Genomic DNA, 19,395 nt, shown 5'->3' with positions numbered 1-19,395 from the left:
CCTCAGCCACCGTCATCCGGGGGCCAAAAAGCACTACGCGACACTTCCCCTGCTGGAACTCTTGCAGCAACGGACGCTGGGCGCGCAGACGGTTTTCCAGGGCAGTCATCTCCTCCGAAGGCCATTTGTGGCCGAAGAGCAGCCATAGTCGCCCCGGCACCTCCTCCACGCGGCGGAACAGAGGCTCGTAGTCTTGGAGCACATTGTGCTGTTCGCCGTAAATGACGCGGACGATCCCGGCCTTTCCAGGAATCGGATACTCATGTGCATAGCCAGGGCGGTGATCGGTGAAGTAGTAGTAGAACCCGACTATGGCTGCCCAGTGCAAGAAGACGGTGTCGCCGTCCTGCGCATTCTGGGCCAAATACTGCACGGCCAAATCAATACGCCTGCCACCTCCCAGCCGCATTTTACTTACATCGACGACATTGCGGTAAATCATGAGGCCGACCCAGGCTGCAAGCACTGCCACTATCGCTAAGGCAACTAGTCTGCTGCGCTGCCGAACCCACGCCACGCCTTCCGCACATCCGCGCACCATCATCAGCATCCAGGAGGGGAGCAAGAAAAGCAGGAGGCGATTGGCGGTGAAGGGGTAAAACCCCGCCACTGCCGCCGCCACACAAAAGGCCCAGGGAAGCAGCACCAGTCCCACCTCCATCCACTGCCGCCGGCGCACACGCGGCACCAGCCACACGGCGATGAGCGCGTTGGCCAACACGGCAAAGGCCGCAGAGTGCCGGAAAAAGAACCAGGGGAGCTTCAGGGTCTGGAATCCGACGCGCGCAAAGAAGTAAGCCACGTAGCCCAGGTCCCCAAGACGTCGATGATCGAGCATCTGGATGCCGAAGGAGCGCATGAAAACTTCATTCTCCACTGCCTGCTGGATTGCTAGCACCCGCAATCCCGCGAAGGACGCCACCGTCAGGACCCCAGTAATAACCAAGGGTACAAGGTAAGGTCCCAGAGAAGTCCCCCCACGGCGCGCCACTCTGAACAGGTTAATCAATAGGAGCAGGAAGATGCCTGCAATGAAATATACCGCGCCATAGCCGATCCAGAAACTCACCACCGCGAGCAGCCCGAAGAACACCCAGTCCTGAAGCCGGTTACGCTCCAAGAGCCGTTTGCCGACGATGAGAAGAAGCGAACAAAAGAGAACGTCGGCGGTGTAATGCTTGATGGCTTTTGCCCAGGTGAGTACCTGGTCCGAGGCAATACCAACCAACACCGGCGCAATTAGCGCCCACCGACGCCCATAGAACTCGCGATAAAGAAAGTAGCTCACGAAGGTGGCCGCTATCCCAAAAAGAAGGGGAAAAAGTCGCAAAGCGACGTGGCCGGCACCCAGTACCACCACTGCCGCCCTGGTGAGCAAGGCGAACAAAGGCGGAAAGTGCATGGGCCAGTTGCGATAGAATTCCAGGGTGGCTTCCTCTGGCCACGGGTAGCGCACAATGCTCCAGTCGTCGCTAATGAGCGCGCGCGCCGGGTGCAGCTCGTCACTACCCAGCACGATCTTGTCGATGCCATAGGCTTGCAGCACTGCCGCCACGCCAACAATCACCACCAGGAAAAGCCAGTGCTCACCTTGCCGCATGCAATTATTCCTCCAGGACACAAGTGCTACCTTTCTTCCGAGTATGTATCGAACAGCTGCCCCCACGGTGACTCCTGGAGCCACCGCGCGAAAACCCGTCTACCCTTGACCGGCCACCAGCAAAAATCGTGATAGGCGGCCGAGGCAAAGACGAAGGCGTATACCAGGGGGGTACGGAAGAGCAGCCTCTGCAGCCGCCTGCCTGGGCCGAACCAGAAAAGATCGCCAGCCTTGCTTGCCAGGTTGTCACCCACTGTACACCCCAAGCATAGTCCGGAGACATCATCGCCCCGCAGCTCGATCTCCTCCGGCCGCCCAACGCCTAAGCCTGCCTCGTGCGCCAGGCGGATGTAGCCGATCTCCATCGGCGCAAAGCCGAGAATGCGCGCAGCGACGGCATCGATGGCCACCTGATCGCCACTGGCGAGAATCAAGTCGGCACGGATTGGCCGCATCGTTCGCGGCCCGGGCCCGTCCCCAGCAGTGGTGCCGTCCATCACCGCAAACAGCCCGGGATGAATCTCCTTCTGGATGGCAAGCAGGTCCACCAACGTCTCATGGATCACGCTGTGCGTGTAATGCCGCTTGGTGCTGAGCAAGCCGCCAAAGGCATTTTTCATCGCCCCTGTGGTCGTCGTGTAGATGTGGCACTTCATCGTCGGCAGGTGCACCACGTTCTTGCCAAAGAAGAAATCAGGCAGACGGATTCCCTCGGGAAACACTTTGTCCAATACCCGCATACGCGCCTTGGGGCGGTACTCCACCCATTCCATGTCCGTCGCAACAAAGTTGTACTTTTCCGGCACGCCGTATCGCCTGTAGACGACAGCCAGCCGGTTAAGTCGCTCTCCCTTGAAGGGGTTGGTAACCACGGTGTTGTTGTGCACCGCCACCAAGTCCTTGTAACCTGCCTGCCGAAGGGTGCGAATAACACCCTCCAGCTGCCACGGGGTGGTATTGGCCGAAGGGAATGGGTAGTGCCAGGAGATATTGTCCTTTAGGATAGTGGGGACGCCCGTTTTCAGGCACCTTTGAAAACCTGCCAACTCCATCGCGCGCGTGATGTCGTGCATCACGGTCTCGGGTGTTGTTTTCACCGCCGCTACGACTGCCCGCGTTGCCATCTCGCCTCTCCTGTGCGAACCACCAAGAGGATTCTTTCAATAGCCGTCCACAGCGGCTATCCACCCGTCGGGAGTCTTGATGGGGCAGAGGTGGTGCATGCCGCGCCGATTCCAGGGTTCGAACCCCTTCAGCACCGGACGGCTCCTCAGCTTTTTCTCCTCGTATTCAGTGGGCGAGAGCTTGGTGATTTCAATGGCCCACACCTGGCGCCCGTAGTACTTGGCATCGTCCTGGGCAAAGCGGTACAGGTGTCCCCCCATCTCCACCACCGAGCCGCCCGGGCGGGCAATTTCCGGATTGCCGTTCACCACCGGGCTCTTGGGATGTTCGGTCCAGGGCCCCAGCGGCGTGTGGGCGTAGTAGAGCCGCAGTACTCGGTTTCCCATTGTCTCGCTGAAAAGCCACCACCGTCCGCCGTACTCGAAGATGGTGTTATCTTTGAAAAGCTTGTCGTCCTGGTCGATTAGCTTCTTGACAAATTCCCAACGATAAGGAAACTTTACGGCCCGGTAGAGCCGGACCGAGCGCGTGGTGGCTGCTTCTGGGATCATATAATAGCGGCCCTCCCACTTGAAAACGCAAGGATACGAAAGATGAAAGGGCTCATCTAGGACGATCGCCTTGTACTCCCACACCTTGCCGTCCGCGCTGGTTGCCACCGCGATCACTCCCTGGCCAGTGACCGCTTCTAACGCCTCGTAAAACAGGTAGAGAGAATCGCCTTCGCTGACGAGGAAAGGATCGGCTACACAGCGTATCTCCAAATCTGGCATGCTGTTGCGGGTGAGCACCGGGTTTTTGATACCCGCACCGCTAAACTGCAGGGGCGCCTCCTGAGGTGCCTGGTAAATGCCAATGGCGAACTCCTTGTTCTGGTAGGATTCGTCACCACTGGTCTGGTGGAACAGAAACATGCCGGTGGCGACACCGGCCAGGGCGACAAAAGCGCCGACGGCGAGGGCGTCGAAGGCCCTGACCCGCGCGCTCAGCACGCCTCGCCGATGCAGCCCAATGCGCTCGCTCACAAGCAGCAGCAGCGCAAGGCTCCCCGTGACTGCGCCGAAGGAAATCATCATCCGGTCATTGGGCCCGTAGTAGGTGGGCTGCTTTTCCCACGCGTCGTGAAAAAGTCCATAGGTCAATGCCCCTCCACCCAAAAGGAGCATAAGAGAGAACACTATCAACCGTGAGTTCAGCTGCATGAGGTCACCTCAATTCAAGCTCTTGTGGAGCATGCGACGCACCAGGCCCTTTCCAACTCTTCTGATGCCGTCCAGACACAAAGCGCACGTAGGGCCCCAGTCGTCGCCTGCAAGTACCGCGTAGCGTCGCCGCCCTTGCAACAGTCGCTTCCACTGACGGCAACTCAGATCCCTTTTCCACAATTCACGCACGAACAAACGGCCGGTGCCTTCTTCATGCACCCACTTAGCCTCGCCGTTGGGTTTCTTGGATACCGTAACGTCCAACCCTGCCAAGTCCGCATAGGCCACCCAGGGGAAGCTGATGCCGTACAACTCGCTCACGCCGGATTGAAGATCGATGCGCCCCACCGTGGGCTCGATCATCACAAAGCGGCCGTCCCGTGGGTCGAGGCGATACTCCATCGAGCCCAGTCCTCTAAACCCGATTTGCCGCAGAAAGCGGATCGTCAGCTCCTCCAATTCCGCCTCTGCGTGTCCGGTGGCCACGGCTGTGCAGCCACGTTGGGGCGGCCACTGGCGCAACTTTCTGCCCGTGAATGACGCCACCGGTCTGCCCATCTGATCGAAATACACCAGACAGAAGTAGACGTCCTCATCACTCCCAGGGATCCACTCCTGTACCACCACCTGGGCTGCAAAAGGCGCGCAAGCATGGTAGGCTTCCATCAAGCCCTCAGGGGCATGCAAGAGATAGTTCTTGGGGAGCCGCTTGCGCTCCCACTGCTCGGTCCTCACCGCCGGCTTCAAAATGCAGGGGTAGCGGACCTTGCGGGCAATCTCCTCTGCCCTGGCTTCTCCCTCCACGACAAAGGTGCGCGGGATCGGGTAGCCCAGCTCCTGCGCGATGGCCGCAAACAGGTCCTTGCGCATGAGCGTGCTCACCACGCTTTCCTCCGGCAGGGGCAGGAGGTAGTGCTGCTCCAGCAGAGTCCGGCCCCCCGACACAGTGAGCACCTGGGGGTCGCCGCAGGGGAAAAGAACCGCCTTTGTTCCTAACTCAGCTCCCAGGCCCATCAGAGTGTCTACTAGGCCTTGCCCCTCGGTGGCTGACCGCACAAAGCGCAGACAGTAGCGGCTATAGCTTCCGGGACGGAGCCGGTCGGCGTCGACACCGATCACCTGCACGCCCCGCCTGCCCAGTGCCCGCACCACCTCCAGGCCGGTCTCGTGCAGGGGGACCACCACTGCAGGACAAGGCCGGTTTCCGTCCGCTGCCACATCACCCTCCCTGAACCGGCACCATGCGCGCCCGATCGAAAACGAGGTAGCGCACCACGTGGAGCGTTCCCACCTGGACGGCAATTCTCCGATGTACCTTGATCGAAGCGGTGTTCTTTATCCCCACACAGGTAAGCACCTGCTCGCATCCCTGTTGTCGGAGGTACTCGCACAGGAAGGAGTGGGTGGCAAGAATCAGTCCTTTCCCTCGGTAGTCGGGACGGGTGAAAAGGTTGTACGCGTACGCGTCCCTCCCCGGGCGAAAAGGCAAGAACTTCAGGGGCTCTTCCCTGTTCAAATCGCACCGGCCGAACCGGCTTATCCAGTGAAAATGCGCAATGTCATCGCCATGCTCAGCTACGAAACAGAGTTCCCCAGCGGCAAAGCGGGCCTCCAGGAGTTTCCGTACCAGCCGTTCGTCATAGAAAAGGGGATAATTGTCGGCGTAAAAGGTCATCCAGAATTGAAGCAAACGATCAATGTCGCGTCCTTCCATGCCCGTAATGAGGCGGACTGTGTAACCATCCGGACAGGGGTAAGTGGGCCATGGTTGGTGCAGGTCCGTCACAAACACCAAAAAACTGTTCTTGCGCACCAGCCGTTCCGCCACGTAGCGCGCCACGGCAGACACACCCCCGGTCCTCAGTTCGTGCATTACTCTGTTTATGCGTAGCGCCCACATCTGGATTGTCAGTCTCCACACAAGTGCGAGTAGCGCGAGACTTCTGCAGCGCCTTGCAAAGCGTTTCGTCTCGGCACCAGTTCCGGTCTGCCATCGGCCAGCGCCTCGTACAACTGCTCGAAGGCGGCCACCTGGTGCTCAACACTAAAGTGCTCCTCGACCCGCCTACGCCCCGCAGCTCCGAACTCGGCAATCGCGTCATGGTCATTGAGTACCGCTAGTAGTGCCCCCGCAAGCTCCTCTGCGTGTGCGGGTTTGACAAGCAGCCCCGTCTCGCCGTGCACCACCAGTTCGGCGGTGCCTTCAACAGCCGTGGCGATGACAGGCTTGCCGCAGGCCATCGCCTCTAACACGACATTCGGAAATCCTTCCCACAATGAAGGAAGCACGAACACATCCAGTTCATTCAATACATCACGCACGTCCTCGCGCAGACCGAGAAAATGTACATGTCCCTCCAAGCTCAGTTGCCGGGTTCGCTCCTTGACGGCCTCTAGTTCCGGTCCAACTCCCACCAGGACAAAGTGAGCCTCGGGATGGCTGGCAACTACACGGGCCGCCGCCTCGATCAAATACAGGTGGCCCTTTTGCCTGCGAAAATGGGCTACCGTCCCAAACAGCGTCGCTCCGGGAGCGCCGATGTGCTGCGCCAATACTCCCCTCTTGGACTTGGGGCGGAAGTACTCCAGATCGACGCCGTAGTGGATCGTGGTTATTCTGCGCGGGTCCTGGTGCCGTTTTTCGACCACGAATCGCTGGATGGAGTCAGACACTGTGACCACCATGTCGAAACGGCGGCGCAGGGCCCAGTACATGAGCTCACGCCGCAGGTTGAGGGGGTGGGTAATCACCTCCCAGGACACCAATGCCCTGGGGCGCGCCAGGCAGCTGGCCAATGCACCGATGATGTCGGCAAAAAACAACGTAGTCTGAACCACGTCAGGTCGGAATGCGCGCATGAGCCGCGCCACCGCGAACGGGAGCGTGGGGTCGTACCGCCATCGGCGGCGAAAGATGTGGAGCTCGTAACCAAGGCTGCGGAAATCCTCCTCCATTAGACCCGACTTGCCCACGGCGCAGATGGCGACTTCGTACCGCTGCCTGTCTATGCGCCTCAGCAGTTCCCAAAGCTTCCTCTCTCCGCCTGCTCTGCCCAGACCGTGCACCACATGAAGCAGGCGTCGTTTTTTTCTCCCTATCATAAGCTCCCATTCTGCTCAGCAACCCCGCCCGCTCACCTGACGGTACACCGCCATGATGCGGCGCAGATGCTCCTCGGGTGCGAACCAGCGCTCCGCCTTGGCCCGCGCCCGTCGCCCCATCGCCTCAAGCCGCTGCCGGTCTGCCACCAGTACGCGGATGGCGCTCACCATGTCGGCGCGATTGTTGGGCTCAAATAGCACACCGTCCTGCCCAGGATCGATAAGCTCTGGGATGCCACCGATCCGAGCCCCGGCCACCGGCTTGCCCAGCGCAAAGGACTCATACACCGCCAGAGGCGAGTTGTCGTAAACGATCGAGGGCACCACGGTGAACATGCTCCGGCGCATCACCGCACGCAACTGCTCCCCTCCCAGGTGCCCCAGAAAACGAACATTGCGCATGCCCCTGGTCGCCACCATCCGCTTGAGGGATTCCTCCAAACGCCCCGTGCCACACACATAGAGCTCCGCCCCTTCCACGTTCTCCATAGCTTCCACCAGCAGCTCAATCCCTTTTTCCCGAGACAGCCGCCCCACGTAGGTGAAGTAGTTGTCCGCCTCATAGCACGGCTCGTACTCGTGAATGGGTATCGTGTACGGCAACCAGATAACCTTCTCCGGCGGGAAACCGTATTGAATCATCTTGTCCCGAAGAAAGCGGCTCGGCGAGATAAAGAGATCAACAGTACGATGATAGGTACGCAGGATGCGGTGCACGTATGCCTCTGCGCTCACCAACATACTCGCCGCTAGTGAACCCTTGAGGCACCGCTCCTTGATCGGATGCCAAAACTTCCTCCCTTCGCAAAGCTCGCAGACCTGGCCGTGTCGGTTCAAGAAAAGGTAGCTTGGGCAGAGGATCTTGTACTCGTGCAAGGTAAAGACAACGGGGATGCTGTAGCGCTTGAGGGCAAAAAGCACAGACGGCGAAAGGTGGTGATAGACGCCGTGCACATGAGCGATGTCCGGTCGCTCATCTTCGATGAGCCTTTCGATCTTGCGACGCGCCTCCAGGCTGTAGATGACGCGACCCACACTGCGCAAGCCGGCGCGCACGCTCAAACGCCCCAGCACGCCGTCCGGATCGAATTGGCTGACGAAGTAACGCGAATAGGGGGTAGGCACGTTCCTTGGGTGTTGCATGGCAAAAGGAATAACCTGCTCCCCCCGGCTGGTCAATAACCCGGAGAGGTTGAACATGTATCGTTCGGCCCCTCCCTCGATAAAGTAGAACTTGTGCACCATGAGCACTTTCATGGACGCCGCGCCTCAGCAAGGACCTGGGTGCAAATGGCCGACCATGCCTGGGCCTTGTGCCGCCATGTGTGTGCGCCCATCACCGTGTCGCGCGCGGCTCTCCCCATCCGCTGCCGCGCCTCTGGGGACTTTGCCAAACGAACAATGCCGCGCACCAGGCAACCAACGTCGTCAGGAGGACACAGAAGGCCGCTTTCCCCATGGCGGATGATTTCGGAAATCTGACCAATGTCCGTGGTCACAACCGGCCGACCTGCTGCCATGTACTCGTAGATCTTGACCGGCGAGAAATAGAAAAACGGCAGGTAGGGGTATGGAGCCACCACGATGTCCATGGCGGCCACGTGCTGGGGCATCTCCTGATACTCCACATAGCCGGCAAAGATGACCGCCTCCTGCAACCCACGTTCGGCTACATAGTTCTCCAACCAACTTTTCATTCTGCCGCCAGTGCCCACCAGCAGGAACTTAACATCAGGGAGTTGTTCGTGCACTTGTTCAATGAGCTGGGCAAGATTGTTGATGCCATGCCAGGTGCTAAAGGAACCGATGAAGCCAACTACAGTCGCGTTGCCCAGCTTGTACCGGCGCCTGACGAGGCTCCCTGAGACGCGGGGCGAAAACCTCTCCGGGTCGGCGCCGTTGCTCACCACGTGCAGTCGCCTCTCGGGCACACCATAATTGGCAAAGTAGGTGCGCAAAGGCTCGGACACTACCACTACCGCGTCGGCCTGGCGCACATTTAGCCACTCGATGAAGCGACTTACGGTCCGGTACTTCACATAGTCTTTTTGGAACTGCAGCGCTTCGTACACACCTGGACAGTCCCCCTCGACGACGAGCGGGAGCCGTTTTATGCGCGCCAGCAGAAGGTCGCAGAACAAGCCACGCTCCAACCGGCTTACGATGAGGTCAGGTCGGAAACGTTGGGCGTGGTGCAGGGCGCGCAGCAGGTACGGCACATTGAGGAGGAGCTGCTTGGCATCGGCCAGGTAGCGGCGCAAGAACCTTTTCACTTTCCGGCGCGAACTCCCTGCGCCCGCACCTGGCCTGGCAGGCTGCTTTTTCATCCAGCACATGAGCACTTGATGCCCCTGGGCCTGCATTGCTCTGAACAGCTCCTGCGGCTTCACCGCCGAACCCAGGGAGCACCCTTTGAGGTCGTAAAGGTAGTTCAGGTATAGGATCCTCATGCCAGCTCCTGGCGCGTCCTGTCGGCCACTGGCCTGGGCGAACTGCCACGCCGAAACAGCCCCAACCCTTTCACTTCTTCCACCGCAACGGCGCGGGTCACAAACAGCAAAGCCAGGTAAACCAATGCCGCGCCCGCGGCGGCCACGAGAAGGTGGAAACCGCGCAAGGCCAAAACCACGGCGACCATGACCGCCGTACCAACGATGGCCTTCGGCAGATAGCCAAACCCGCGCAGAGTGACGATCCGGCGGCAGGCAAATGTCAGGCAGACCACCAAGACCAACAGCTCTGTTGCCACCGTCGCATACGCTGCGCCCACGTGAGCGTACCTGGGAATCAATGCGTAGTTAAGGGCGGCGTTGGCGAAAAGTCCACATGCCTGCACGGCCACCAAGAAATTCTGATGATTACTGGCACCAAGAAGCCCTGCCAGCAAGATGTTGGGGAACAGCAAACCGGCGTCTACCGCGAGCACCTTGAGCGCAGGTACCGCATTGGCAAATCCCGGGCCGCTGAAGAATAGGATTATTTTGTCGGCCAGTGCTATGACACCCGCAATCATCGGCAAGGCCAACACAAGCATGTACTTGAACCCTTTGGCGAAAATGCGCGAGAGCTCCTCCCTTGACACCAAGCTCTCGTGCGACATGCGCGGGAACATGGCGATCATGAACACCAACGGCACCTGATTTGTGAAATTGAGCAAACGATGGGCAGCGGCATACCACCCCCACACCTCAGGTGGTTTCATCACCGAAAGCATGAGCATGTCCACTCGGTTGTAGAGCGTGGTAAGGAAAACCGACACGCCGAACACCACTGCCCCGCTAAAGATGCGCAGCGACTCCTTGTAATCGAATCGCAATGTGGGCACAAAAAAGCGCCGTCGTAGGATGACCAGCCCCAAGCCCACGCTCACCATGCCACCTGCGACGAAGGCCCATGATAGCCCATAGAGGCCTAAGCCGCGGTGCAAGGCCAGAAGACCCAGAGCAAAGATCACCGCCTTTTCCACGATGTTGAGCAGCGCGTCATACTGCATTTGCTCGTAGGCGCGGAACATGGAGCCGCACATCGCCGAAAAGGAAGAGAGCACGCCGTAGCCGGCTAAAATGACAATGGCCACCATGGTACGTTGGTCATAGCCCATGAGGCGATCGACGCCCAGAACCAGGAGAGCAGCCAATGGTATGAGCGCCACCTTCATGCCACTGGCCACGCTGAACAGATGCCTGCCCTCCGCACGCGCACGAGCCACCTCGCGCACCAACCAGGTGTTGACACCAAAATCGTCCAAGAGGAGGACAAAGAACATGAGGGTGGTAGCCAACCCGTACCGGCCAAAGTCCTCATCGCCCAAAAACCGACACGCGTAGGCGTACAAGACGACGGCAAGGACCAGCCTCACGACCTGGCCGATGGAGACAAACAGCGTGTTACGCTTGAGGTTACCCATTGACTTCCTTGTCAGAGTAGACCAGGAACCTCGCCATGGCCAGGTAGTCGAGGTGCCCAAGCTGGAACGCGCGAATCGCGTCATAGGGGGAACACACAATCGGTTCCTCATGCATGTTGAAGCTCGTGTTGATGATGGAGTTCAACCCCGTGCGGCGGTAGTACTCCCTGAGGATGCGGTAGAAGCTGGGGTTGGTCTTTTCGTCCACCAGCTGCGGCCGCGCAGTATTGTCCACGTGGACCACCGCCGGACACTTGCGCTTCATCTCGCTGGTGCAGTCAAAAGTGATGGTCATGAACTTGGCCGGAAAGTCGTTACGACCCAAGTTCTTGTAGCAGAGGGTTGCCTCTTCGGCAAGGGTTGCCGGAGCGAAGGGCATAAACTCGGTACGACGCAGGCGATGATTGAGCCAGTCGTTGACAGTCGGGTCGGTGGCCTGATAGAGAATGGAGCGGTTGCCCAATGCACGCGGTCCGTATTCCATGCGCCCGTTGAAGCGCGCCACCACTTTGCCCTTAGCCAGTAAATCGGCAATCACCGTTTCGATGTCCTCGTGAAATGTGTACTTCAACCCTGCACGCTTGATTTCCGCCAGGATCTCCTCCTCACTGAACTCCGGCCCGAGGTAGACATCCTGTAGCTGGGGCACGCTGTCGAGTTCTGGGAACCCCAAGCTCTTGTAATAGGAGTACAAAGCAGCTCCCGCGCACAGACCACCGTCGCCCATCGCCGGGAAGATGAACACCGACTGGGCGTTGGGCAATTCCGCGACCTTCTGGTTGATGCGCACATTGGCAAATACCCCACCGGCCAAGCACACGTCAATGGGACCAGTTTGTTGCAGCACAGCATCCACGAACTGGCCGACTAGGCGTTCGCTAATGCCCTGCACACCTGCCGCGATCTGCTCAGGAGGGAAGCCGAGCAACTCCTGCGGCACTGCCTTCTTGAACTTGACATAGTTGCTCCGGTGGGGATAGGCGTGCTGGTAAAGACGCTCGGCCAACAGGTAGCGGAATTCATTGTCATTCAAAGCGAAGAGCTGCTCAAAAAGGTGCCGGGTCTGCTCATAATCGCCGTGAGCCGCCAGGCCCGTGATCTTGCCCTCGTGGCGCATCGGCTTGAAGCCGAGAAGCCACGTGATAAAGTTGTAGAAAAGCCCGATTGAATGATAGCTGGGCACCTCCTTCAGCAGGCGCAGCCGGCCACGGTCGCCCAGGTAGACCTTGCCACAGAGGCCATCTCCCTGCCCATCCAACGTCACGATGAGGGCTCTTGGGCGGCCCGATGCATAGTACGCAGAGGCTGCATGGGCTGTGTGGTGGTCCATAAAATCGATGGGTACGCCCTCCAATCCCACCTCACGCAATAGACCCTTGAGCTTCCTGATGCGTCGCGCGTTGTAGAAGTAAGGGTAGAACAAGAAGTACCGATCCCACCGCACCGACTTGCTCACCAACGACGCCAGCCACCAGCGGGGGTTCTTTTGGCGCATGAGGTCCTTGAGCACATAGACCATCAGATCACGTGGAGGGGCAATTGCCGCTGCAATCCGGTCAATGTTGCCCCGATGAGAGTTGGTCAGGCGCAGACACTCTCGCAAACTCAAGCGAACAGGTCCATCTTTGGAGTTCCCGTTGTGCAGCTTGATCCGGGACAGCCGTTCCTCCTCGATGGCGCACACGATTCTGCCGTCTTCGATAATCGCTGTGCCACAGTTGTGGTCGTCAAAGATGCCGAGAATTCTCATCCTCAGTTCACTCCGTATCAGGTTCCTCCGTACCTCACCATTGCAAGCCATCAATTCCACCGTGAAGCCCGGGTTGCTGTGGGGGTATTGCTCGCGAAGCCGCACCCCCGCCTCGGCTGCCTCCACCAAGCAGGCCCAGAGCGCGTAGTCGCTCCATCCGTCGCTCGTCGTGGTAAGCAATCTTGCCCAGCGCAAGTCCCAGGCCAAACAACAGCCACACGTGATTCTTCACCCACACAATTCGGTAGTCTGGCGAGGGCAAGAGCGCTACTGTCAACGCTACCAAAGCCGTGAGGACCCCGGTGCCCACATTGGACACAAAAGGATCTTTCGCCTGCGCCAGACGAGCGGTAAAAACTAGCATCGTGCCCAGTATTGCCAAAAGCAATATCAGACCCGGCACCCCTGCCTCCGCAGCCACCAGCAAGTACGAACAATGCACGAACTTGTCCCCGAGAATTTCCTCCCCTGCATGGAGCTTGTAGTTCTCCTGGCCCACCCCGAAAATGGGGTGACCTTTGATGATGCGCAGCGCGTCCTTGGCCAGGTAAAGCCTGCTCGAGGTCTTTTGCCCCACCAGTTCCTCTTCTGCTCCCGTGAAACGCCCAGTGAGAATGGTGCGATACTTAAAGGCCCCGAACACACCCACAATCGCCAAGAGCACCCATATGCCAATTGTCCGCCGCGAGACAACGCGCCTCTTCTTCAGATCCACGAAAAAGAACGTCACCATTGACAGTGCGAAACCAAGCCAGCAGGCACGACCCTGCGAGGCGAAGAGCGCGGCAACTCCCACAAGAAACGCAGTCAGGAAAAGCCAGCGGTACTTTTCCTGTCCGAAGACCCCCATCCGATAGGCCAAAGGTGTCAGCATCATGGTGTACATGGCCAGTACGTTGGGGTGCCCCAATGTGCCAGAGGCTCGCCATGACCTGCCCTGTTCCCCGAGGAAGCTGAGCCCCACATAGCCGAACCTGAACTGAAGGATGGCCACCAGTCCCTGAAACAGCAGCCCTGCGCTGAGCCCAGCCAGAAGCGCACGCATGTCCTGGCGCGTGTTGACAAAGAGCATCACGGCAACACAGATGAGGAGCGCGCGCACATTGGTGATGATGCTGGCGATGGCTGCCTGCTTGTCCACTGCCCCAGGTATTCCTGCCACCGGCCACAGCAGAAAGAGGACCATAATCGGCAGAATACGCCTGATGGCCGGGCTGAGCGGACGCCTATTGCGTCCCAGAACAAAGAGCAAGAAAAGTGGGATATCCATGATGAGGATGGCCTCGGTGTTGAGCGGGGCCACCCATAATCCCTGCGTGACCGTGCCGCAAAATGCGAGCAAGAAGTACAGCGCGCTTATCTGGTTCATCAGGTCTCGCCACCGGCGCCGCTCAATGGCGCCTCCATCGTTTTCCCCGCTATTTTCCGCAACCTCTATGGCGCTGCTGGGGTTTTCCCCGTCCCGCCCCGGACTGCCTCCGCAGTGTCCGCGCCCGTCGGCAACCGATAGACCACGATGGTCGGAAAGAGGTCGGCCCAATTGGTATGCGGGGTAAATCGTGCCACCTCTTGCGCCTCAGAGTCCAACCAGGCGTAGAAAGCCCGGCGGTGTGCAACCAGGCGGGGGAACTTCCGCGCCGACAACTCCATAAAGAAGCTTCCCCGCGTAAAGGAGTCGCTTACAAAGTATTCCGCCTGGCGTCGAGCGAGATAGTGCTGGATTGGTTCAAGACTGTCCGGTTCGCCTCGATAGCCGAAGGAAAGCTGTGCCTGGCTGTCCACAACCTGATAGACCCGACGGTAAAGGCCTGAGCGCAGCCGCAGGGAAGCATGCTGGTCATCCTTGTCCAGGAGCGGCGGGCCGTACTTTTCGGTGGCAATCACCGTGCCCTCAGAGACGTGAGTCTCTATCCAGGCTTTGGCCAGCGTGCGCGGATCCGGGCCGCGCATCGCCAAGACCCAGCGCACATCTTTGTAAAGCTCGGGCACAACTACCCCCAACACTCCAGCGGCCAGTACAAGACGACCAACCCATCGCCTGCCCCTGATCATGCCTACCACCTCATCGAGTACCACGCCCGCCGCCAGCACGAAAAACGGCACCAGCGGCAGAAACTGGCGAATTGTCTTATAACTCACCGCGCCTATCACGGCATAGTACGGCAGGACAAATGAGACCACCAGCCATGAGGTGCCCCTGCGGCTCAGCAGCATGCGAATCAGCCCGAGGGAGCCCAGCACTGTGGTGAGCACACCCACCGCTGCGGGCACGGAGTTATGACTGAAGACCCCGTACCCTGGTGACATCCGCGCGGTGAAGTAGGCGAAAAACCCGCCACCTACCCCAACTTTGCCTTGGCTCTGCAGATCGCCATAGGCAAAGAGGCCACGAAAAAACCTTGCGGGGTCCAGCACTACAAGCGGGCACCCCAGCACAAACCCCACCGCCACCGCAGCCAGACCCGCATACAGCTGGGGCCGGCGGAACACAGAAAGAGGGTTCTTCCCTTGCTCCACCGCCCGCACAAAGAACGCCAGCAAAAAGGGCACCGCCACCATCCCGGCGTTGTACTTCGTGGCGGCTGCAAGGCCTGTAAGGAGACCCCCGCAAAGCACCTCGGGCCACGCACCACGTTGGCTCACCGCCACTGCGCACAAGAAGGCGGCGGTAGCCATGAACGTCGCGGGCACGTCGACGGTCAGGTAGTGCGAGTTGCGCACGTGGAGAAAGACCACGGCACAAAACAGGGCAGCCAGCAGGCCCACACGTCGATTAAACCCCTTCAGTCCCACAAAGTAGACCAGCAGCACCGTGCTGGTGCCCAAGATGGCGGTGAGCAGTCGTCCCATGACGTGGAAGGTAAAGGTATCCACGTAGTAGTAGTCTTTCAGCGCCTCCACCGTTGGAAAAACGCGCAGCGCTAACCCGAAAAGGCCATACACCCCATACAACCCTGCAAGCACATACGTGTACAAGGGAGGATAGGACCCCAACATGAACAAGGTCTCCACACTCCGCCCACCCGGCTGCAGGAGGTAGCCGGCCTGCACCACCAGCTTGATCTCATCTGGGTGATAACGGAATGGCTTGCCGAACTGAATACCCATCAAGCGTAGGCCCAGGGCAAGCCCGAGGATAACAAGCAAGGCGCCCTTCGCGGTAGTTAAGTGTTTCAACCCTCGCGCCATCATGTCAGCTCCCTGCCCTCACCCATGGTTGCCGTCGTACGGTGCACGGCAGCCGGACCAGTGTGAGCCGCTGCCACACGCTGCAGAAGCCGAACGCCGCCAATACGATGAGGTATGGCTCCACCGGGATGCGATAGCGCACATGGGTAAGAAAAAGAGCGTAGGTACACGCAAAGCTCAGTACCAGAAGAAGGAGCGGGAGCAGTTCTCGGAGCCGGCTGCGCCCGAACCATATGCCAGCAAGGGCAAAAAAGAGCACCGGTGTGGCGGCCACAATGCTCACCACATTTGCCCATCGGGTTGTGAATTCGTTGCGGCTCTGCAACCGCCCCAGCGAAGGTGTCCAAAAGCGGACGAACTCCTCAAGGTAGCGCACGACAAAGCGGGGTGTACTCACCTTGCCGTGCAACCACTGCGCAACAAGCGGCTCATCCTTCTGGGCATACCGCTCATCGAAGACCATGGTGGCATGAGCCCGCACCGGAGCTAGTTGCCCGAATGCGCGGTAGTTTCGCAGACTCCAGGGGAGCAGGACCACGAGCAGCACGCCCACAAACAACGTGGCGTGCGCCAGCCGCGCCTTGAGCTTCGCCCATGGCCAGAAGAGAAGCCACAAAGCCGTTACCGGCACAAAGGCCAGCACTATCCCCTTGGTCAATGCAGCTAAGCCAAGGCATACAGCCATTGCGACCACCAACGGCACACCTCGAGTCTTTCCATATTGCACCGCACACCACATGCCCCCTGCAAGCAACAGGGTAAAAACTTGCTCCGGGTACAACAATCCGCTGATGAACACCAAGTGCGGATAGACTGCGCACACGCCGCCTGCCACTGCGGCCGCCTTTGTGCCAAACAGCCGTCTAGCGAGAAAGAACACTATCACGCACGTGAGGGCACCGAGGACTGCCTGCACCAGGCGTACCGCCACAAACCGTCGTCCGAACAGCGCATAGTTTGCGGCCAGAAAGACGGGATAGATCGGCTCCAGGTTGTAGGCCGTTGTGCCAAAGAAGGGGCGCTCGTAGCGAAAGCCCTCGCCGCGCAGCAGGCTGCGCGCAGCGGCGTCATAGTGGACCGTGTCGTAGAAATACCAGCGTTCCTGGAGGGTAAGGACAAACCCCGCCCGCACCACAAGGGCGAGGACGCCGATGCATAGGGCCACTTTGCACGGTCGCTGCAGTGCTCGCCACAGTGTCGTCCCCCTCACGCTATACACGCTTCTCGCCCGCATCCATGCCCTTGATCTTTTCGCCACCCTGAGCCAGCCGCTGCCGAATCCATTGCAGCTCCTCCCGCATCAGACCCACTTCCTGGGCCAAGAGCTTGTTCTGCTCAGTGAGGCCGGAAATCACAATGGTAAAGTGCACGAACAACACCACTCCGCAGCCCAGCGCCACAATGAACAAGGCCGAAGGGGCATAGTACACGCCCATCAGAGCAGCCGCCTTGTCAAGGAGTCCTCGCCATATGGACAGCACTATCATGACCAACGCTGAGCCAAACCAGAGCAAAGAATACCGCTCCAGTAACTTGCGCTTTCTGATCAACTCGAAGATGAAGCCTGCAATGAGCAGGCTTCCGGCGATGGCGATTATTTGAATGCGCATATTCATCGCACTTCTCCCCTCTTCGGTGAATAGCGAAACACATCCACCAGCACCGCCAGCAGCACCTTGATCATGAAGTAGACGGCTTGGAACGAGCCGATGGACGAGCGCCCGTGCAACCGCTGGTTCATGTTGACCGGCACCTCGGTGAGGCGAAATCCAGATCGTCCGAGCAGCACGACCGCCTCCGGCTCCGGGTAGTCTGCGGGGTAATCGCGGGCCAAGAAGGCAATCGCGCGCCGATTGAAGGCTCTGAAACCGGAAGTGTTGTCCGCCACCCTCTGGCGAATAATAAGCGAATTGACCAGGGCAAAGATGAGCATGCCGATGCGCCTCATGACCGGCGCCTGATAGGTGGCGTGCCCCACGTAACGCGAGCCGATGACCACATCTGCCTCACCTGCGAGGAGCGGCCCCAGAAGCTTATCGATTTCGTTAACGTCGTGTTGCCCATCGCCGTCCACCTGGATGGCCACGTCATAACCGTGTTGCGCCGCGTACTTGAAACCGGTCTGCACTGCACCACCAATGCCCAGGTTGAACGGCAGACTGATGACTCGCGCGCCTTGGCTCCGCGCGACCTCGGCGGTCGCGTCTGTAGAACCATCGTCGACGACCAGCACGTCGATCCGCCTGGGGTGGGCGCGCAATTGCGCGACCACGCGCCCTACATTGCGTTCTTCATTCAACGCGGGCACGATCGCCAAGATACGCGGCTGTTCCGCGCGCACATCCACTGCTTATGCCTCCGGTACCGACTCGGCTACCAAGCGTTGGCGAGCTGCGGCATTGCCGTTGACCAGCGCCATGAAGAGCCGCTCATAGCGCCTGGTCACGGCATCCCAGCTGTAGCAGGCGCGCGCCCGCTGGCGCACCTTCTGACGGTACTGCTCCACCACCTTTGGGTGGTCGACAAGGTATTGAAGCTTTCCCACCAGGTCTTCAGACGGCCGAGGGGCGAAGAAGATGCCAGCCTCGCCTAGCACCTCACGATGTTCCGGCACATCCAAGGCCACCACGCAGTTCCCGTACCCCATCCCTTCCAGCAGGGCAGGGTGCGTCCCACCCACCTCTGTGGCCTGCACGTAGAGGTAGGCATGCGACTGCAGCTCCCGATATCCCTGGCCGAAGACGTAGCCGGTGAAAACGATGCGGGGGTCGCGCGTCGCACGCAGCCTGCGGATGTAGTCCTGGCTGTAAGGCGCATCGCCCACAATCACCAGTTTCAGAGTGGTGCGCACGCGTTCAAAGGCCTCCACCACGAGGTGGGCATTGTTCTCCGGCTCCAGCCTGCTCACGTACAAGACGTAACGGCGAGGTTCCAGGCCGAACTTGTCAAGGGCCTCCCTGGTCAGCACTCGTTCTTCCGGCACGCCGTAGGGGATGAAGGTGGACACTTTGCCAAAGCGCTGCAGGTAGTATCGCTGGATGCTGCGGGCGTCTGTCACAATCGCGGTGGGGAGCACCGTCGCCAGCACCTCTGACACACGGTACATCGCCTTTCCCAGCCAGTTCCACTTCTTGCGCTTCCATTCCAATCCGTCCACATTCACCACCACCTTCTTCCCGGTCAGTCGCGGGATAAACGAAAACACGCTGTTCACACTGTTGCAGATGAGCACCACGTCATAGGAAGTGAAAAAGCTCGCCAGCACGCAGACCAGCGTGTGGAAGACCGTGTCCAGGTATTTGTGGCTGATCGTCGGCAGTATCCGCAGCCGCACACCTTTGTAGAAAGGATGCGGATAGTCCACATTGTTCGTGCGCCCGAAAACGGTAACTTCGTGGCCCATCTTGACAAGACGCGGGGCCATCTCCTCGGCGAAGGTCTCGAACCCGCCGTAGTTGGCCGGTATCCCGCGTATGCCCATGATCGCGATCTTCATGCGCCCTATGGTATTATCGAT

General features: G+C 59.4%; 16 protein-coding genes. All 16 read right to left on the bottom strand.

Annotated elements, in window-relative coordinates; translation table 11 throughout:
* The coding region (locus ONB25_11855) for a glycosyltransferase family 39 protein (protein ID MDZ7393578.1) at window positions 1-1,600 on the bottom strand (1,600 nt) is incomplete at its 3' end.
* Between the two features lie 26 nt (window positions 1,601-1,626).
* Window positions 1,627-2,724, bottom strand: coding sequence for a DUF362 domain-containing protein (locus tag ONB25_11850; protein ID MDZ7393577.1), 1,098 nt, complete (start codon window positions 2,722-2,724; stop codon window positions 1,627-1,629).
* A 36-nt stretch (window positions 2,725-2,760) separates the two neighbouring features.
* The gene (locus ONB25_11845; GenBank protein ID MDZ7393576.1) at window positions 2,761-3,927 is read right to left on the bottom strand and encodes a hypothetical protein; all 1,167 of its coding nucleotides are present in this window, start codon (window positions 3,925-3,927) and stop codon (window positions 2,761-2,763) included.
* Between the two features lie 9 nt (window positions 3,928-3,936).
* A complete protein-coding gene (locus ONB25_11840) occupies window positions 3,937-5,148 on the bottom strand; it encodes a hypothetical protein (GenBank protein ID MDZ7393575.1) in 1,212 nt (403 codons plus the stop codon).
* Window position 5,149: 1 nt separating this feature from the next.
* On the bottom strand, window positions 5,150-5,830 hold the full coding sequence (locus ONB25_11835; GenBank protein ID MDZ7393574.1) for a GNAT family N-acetyltransferase: 681 nt from the start codon (window positions 5,828-5,830) through the stop codon (window positions 5,150-5,152).
* A gap of 8 nt (window positions 5,831-5,838) precedes the next feature.
* The gene (locus tag ONB25_11830; protein ID MDZ7393573.1) at window positions 5,839-7,032 is read right to left on the bottom strand and encodes a glycosyltransferase; all 1,194 of its coding nucleotides are present in this window, start codon (window positions 7,030-7,032) and stop codon (window positions 5,839-5,841) included.
* A gap of 15 nt (window positions 7,033-7,047) precedes the next feature.
* The gene (locus ONB25_11825; protein MDZ7393572.1) at window positions 7,048-8,289 is read right to left on the bottom strand and encodes a glycosyltransferase; all 1,242 of its coding nucleotides are present in this window, start codon (window positions 8,287-8,289) and stop codon (window positions 7,048-7,050) included.
* Entirely contained in the window at window positions 8,286-9,482 is a 1,197-nt protein-coding gene (locus ONB25_11820; protein ID MDZ7393571.1) for a glycosyltransferase family 4 protein, read from the bottom strand. Before ONB25_11820 ends, ONB25_11825 begins: the two co-directional genes overlap by 4 nt.
* Window positions 9,479-10,939, bottom strand: coding sequence for a flippase (locus tag ONB25_11815; protein ID MDZ7393570.1), 1,461 nt, complete (start codon window positions 10,937-10,939; stop codon window positions 9,479-9,481). The genes ONB25_11820 and ONB25_11815 overlap by 4 nt, the downstream gene beginning before the upstream one ends.
* Entirely contained in the window at window positions 10,932-12,689 is a 1,758-nt protein-coding gene (locus tag ONB25_11810) for a carbamoyltransferase (protein ID MDZ7393569.1), read from the bottom strand. The genes ONB25_11815 and ONB25_11810 overlap by 8 nt, the downstream gene beginning before the upstream one ends.
* Before the next feature lie 34 nt (window positions 12,690-12,723).
* Window positions 12,724-14,058, bottom strand: a complete 1,335-nt coding sequence (locus tag ONB25_11805; GenBank protein ID MDZ7393568.1) for an O-antigen ligase family protein — start codon at window positions 14,056-14,058, stop codon at window positions 12,724-12,726.
* Window positions 14,059-14,123: 65 nt separating this feature from the next.
* The gene (locus ONB25_11800) at window positions 14,124-15,881 is read right to left on the bottom strand and encodes a glycosyltransferase family 39 protein (GenBank protein MDZ7393567.1); all 1,758 of its coding nucleotides are present in this window, start codon (window positions 15,879-15,881) and stop codon (window positions 14,124-14,126) included.
* A 1-nt stretch (window position 15,882) separates the two neighbouring features.
* Window positions 15,883-17,097, bottom strand: a complete 1,215-nt coding sequence (locus tag ONB25_11795; protein MDZ7393566.1) for a glycosyltransferase family 39 protein — start codon at window positions 17,095-17,097, stop codon at window positions 15,883-15,885.
* Window positions 17,090-17,494 (bottom strand): DUF2304 domain-containing protein, encoded by a 405-nt coding sequence (locus ONB25_11790; GenBank protein MDZ7393565.1) that lies wholly within the window; start codon window positions 17,492-17,494, stop codon window positions 17,090-17,092. The genes ONB25_11795 and ONB25_11790 overlap by 8 nt, the downstream gene beginning before the upstream one ends.
* On the bottom strand, window positions 17,491-18,225 hold the full coding sequence (locus ONB25_11785) for a glycosyltransferase family 2 protein (GenBank protein ID MDZ7393564.1): 735 nt from the start codon (window positions 18,223-18,225) through the stop codon (window positions 17,491-17,493). Before ONB25_11785 ends, ONB25_11790 begins: the two co-directional genes overlap by 4 nt.
* Before the next feature lie 3 nt (window positions 18,226-18,228).
* Entirely contained in the window at window positions 18,229-19,359 is a 1,131-nt protein-coding gene (locus ONB25_11780; GenBank protein MDZ7393563.1) for a glycosyltransferase, read from the bottom strand.
* Window positions 19,360-19,395 lie beyond the last annotated feature (36 nt).

Source organism: candidate division KSB1 bacterium, from assembly GCA_034506335.1.
Classification (GTDB): domain Bacteria; phylum Zhuqueibacterota; class Zhuqueibacteria; order JANLFK01; family Oleimicrobiaceae; genus Oleimicrobium.
Note: the sequence above shows the minus strand (reverse complement) of the source record. Positions and strands in the feature narration are given on the sequence as shown.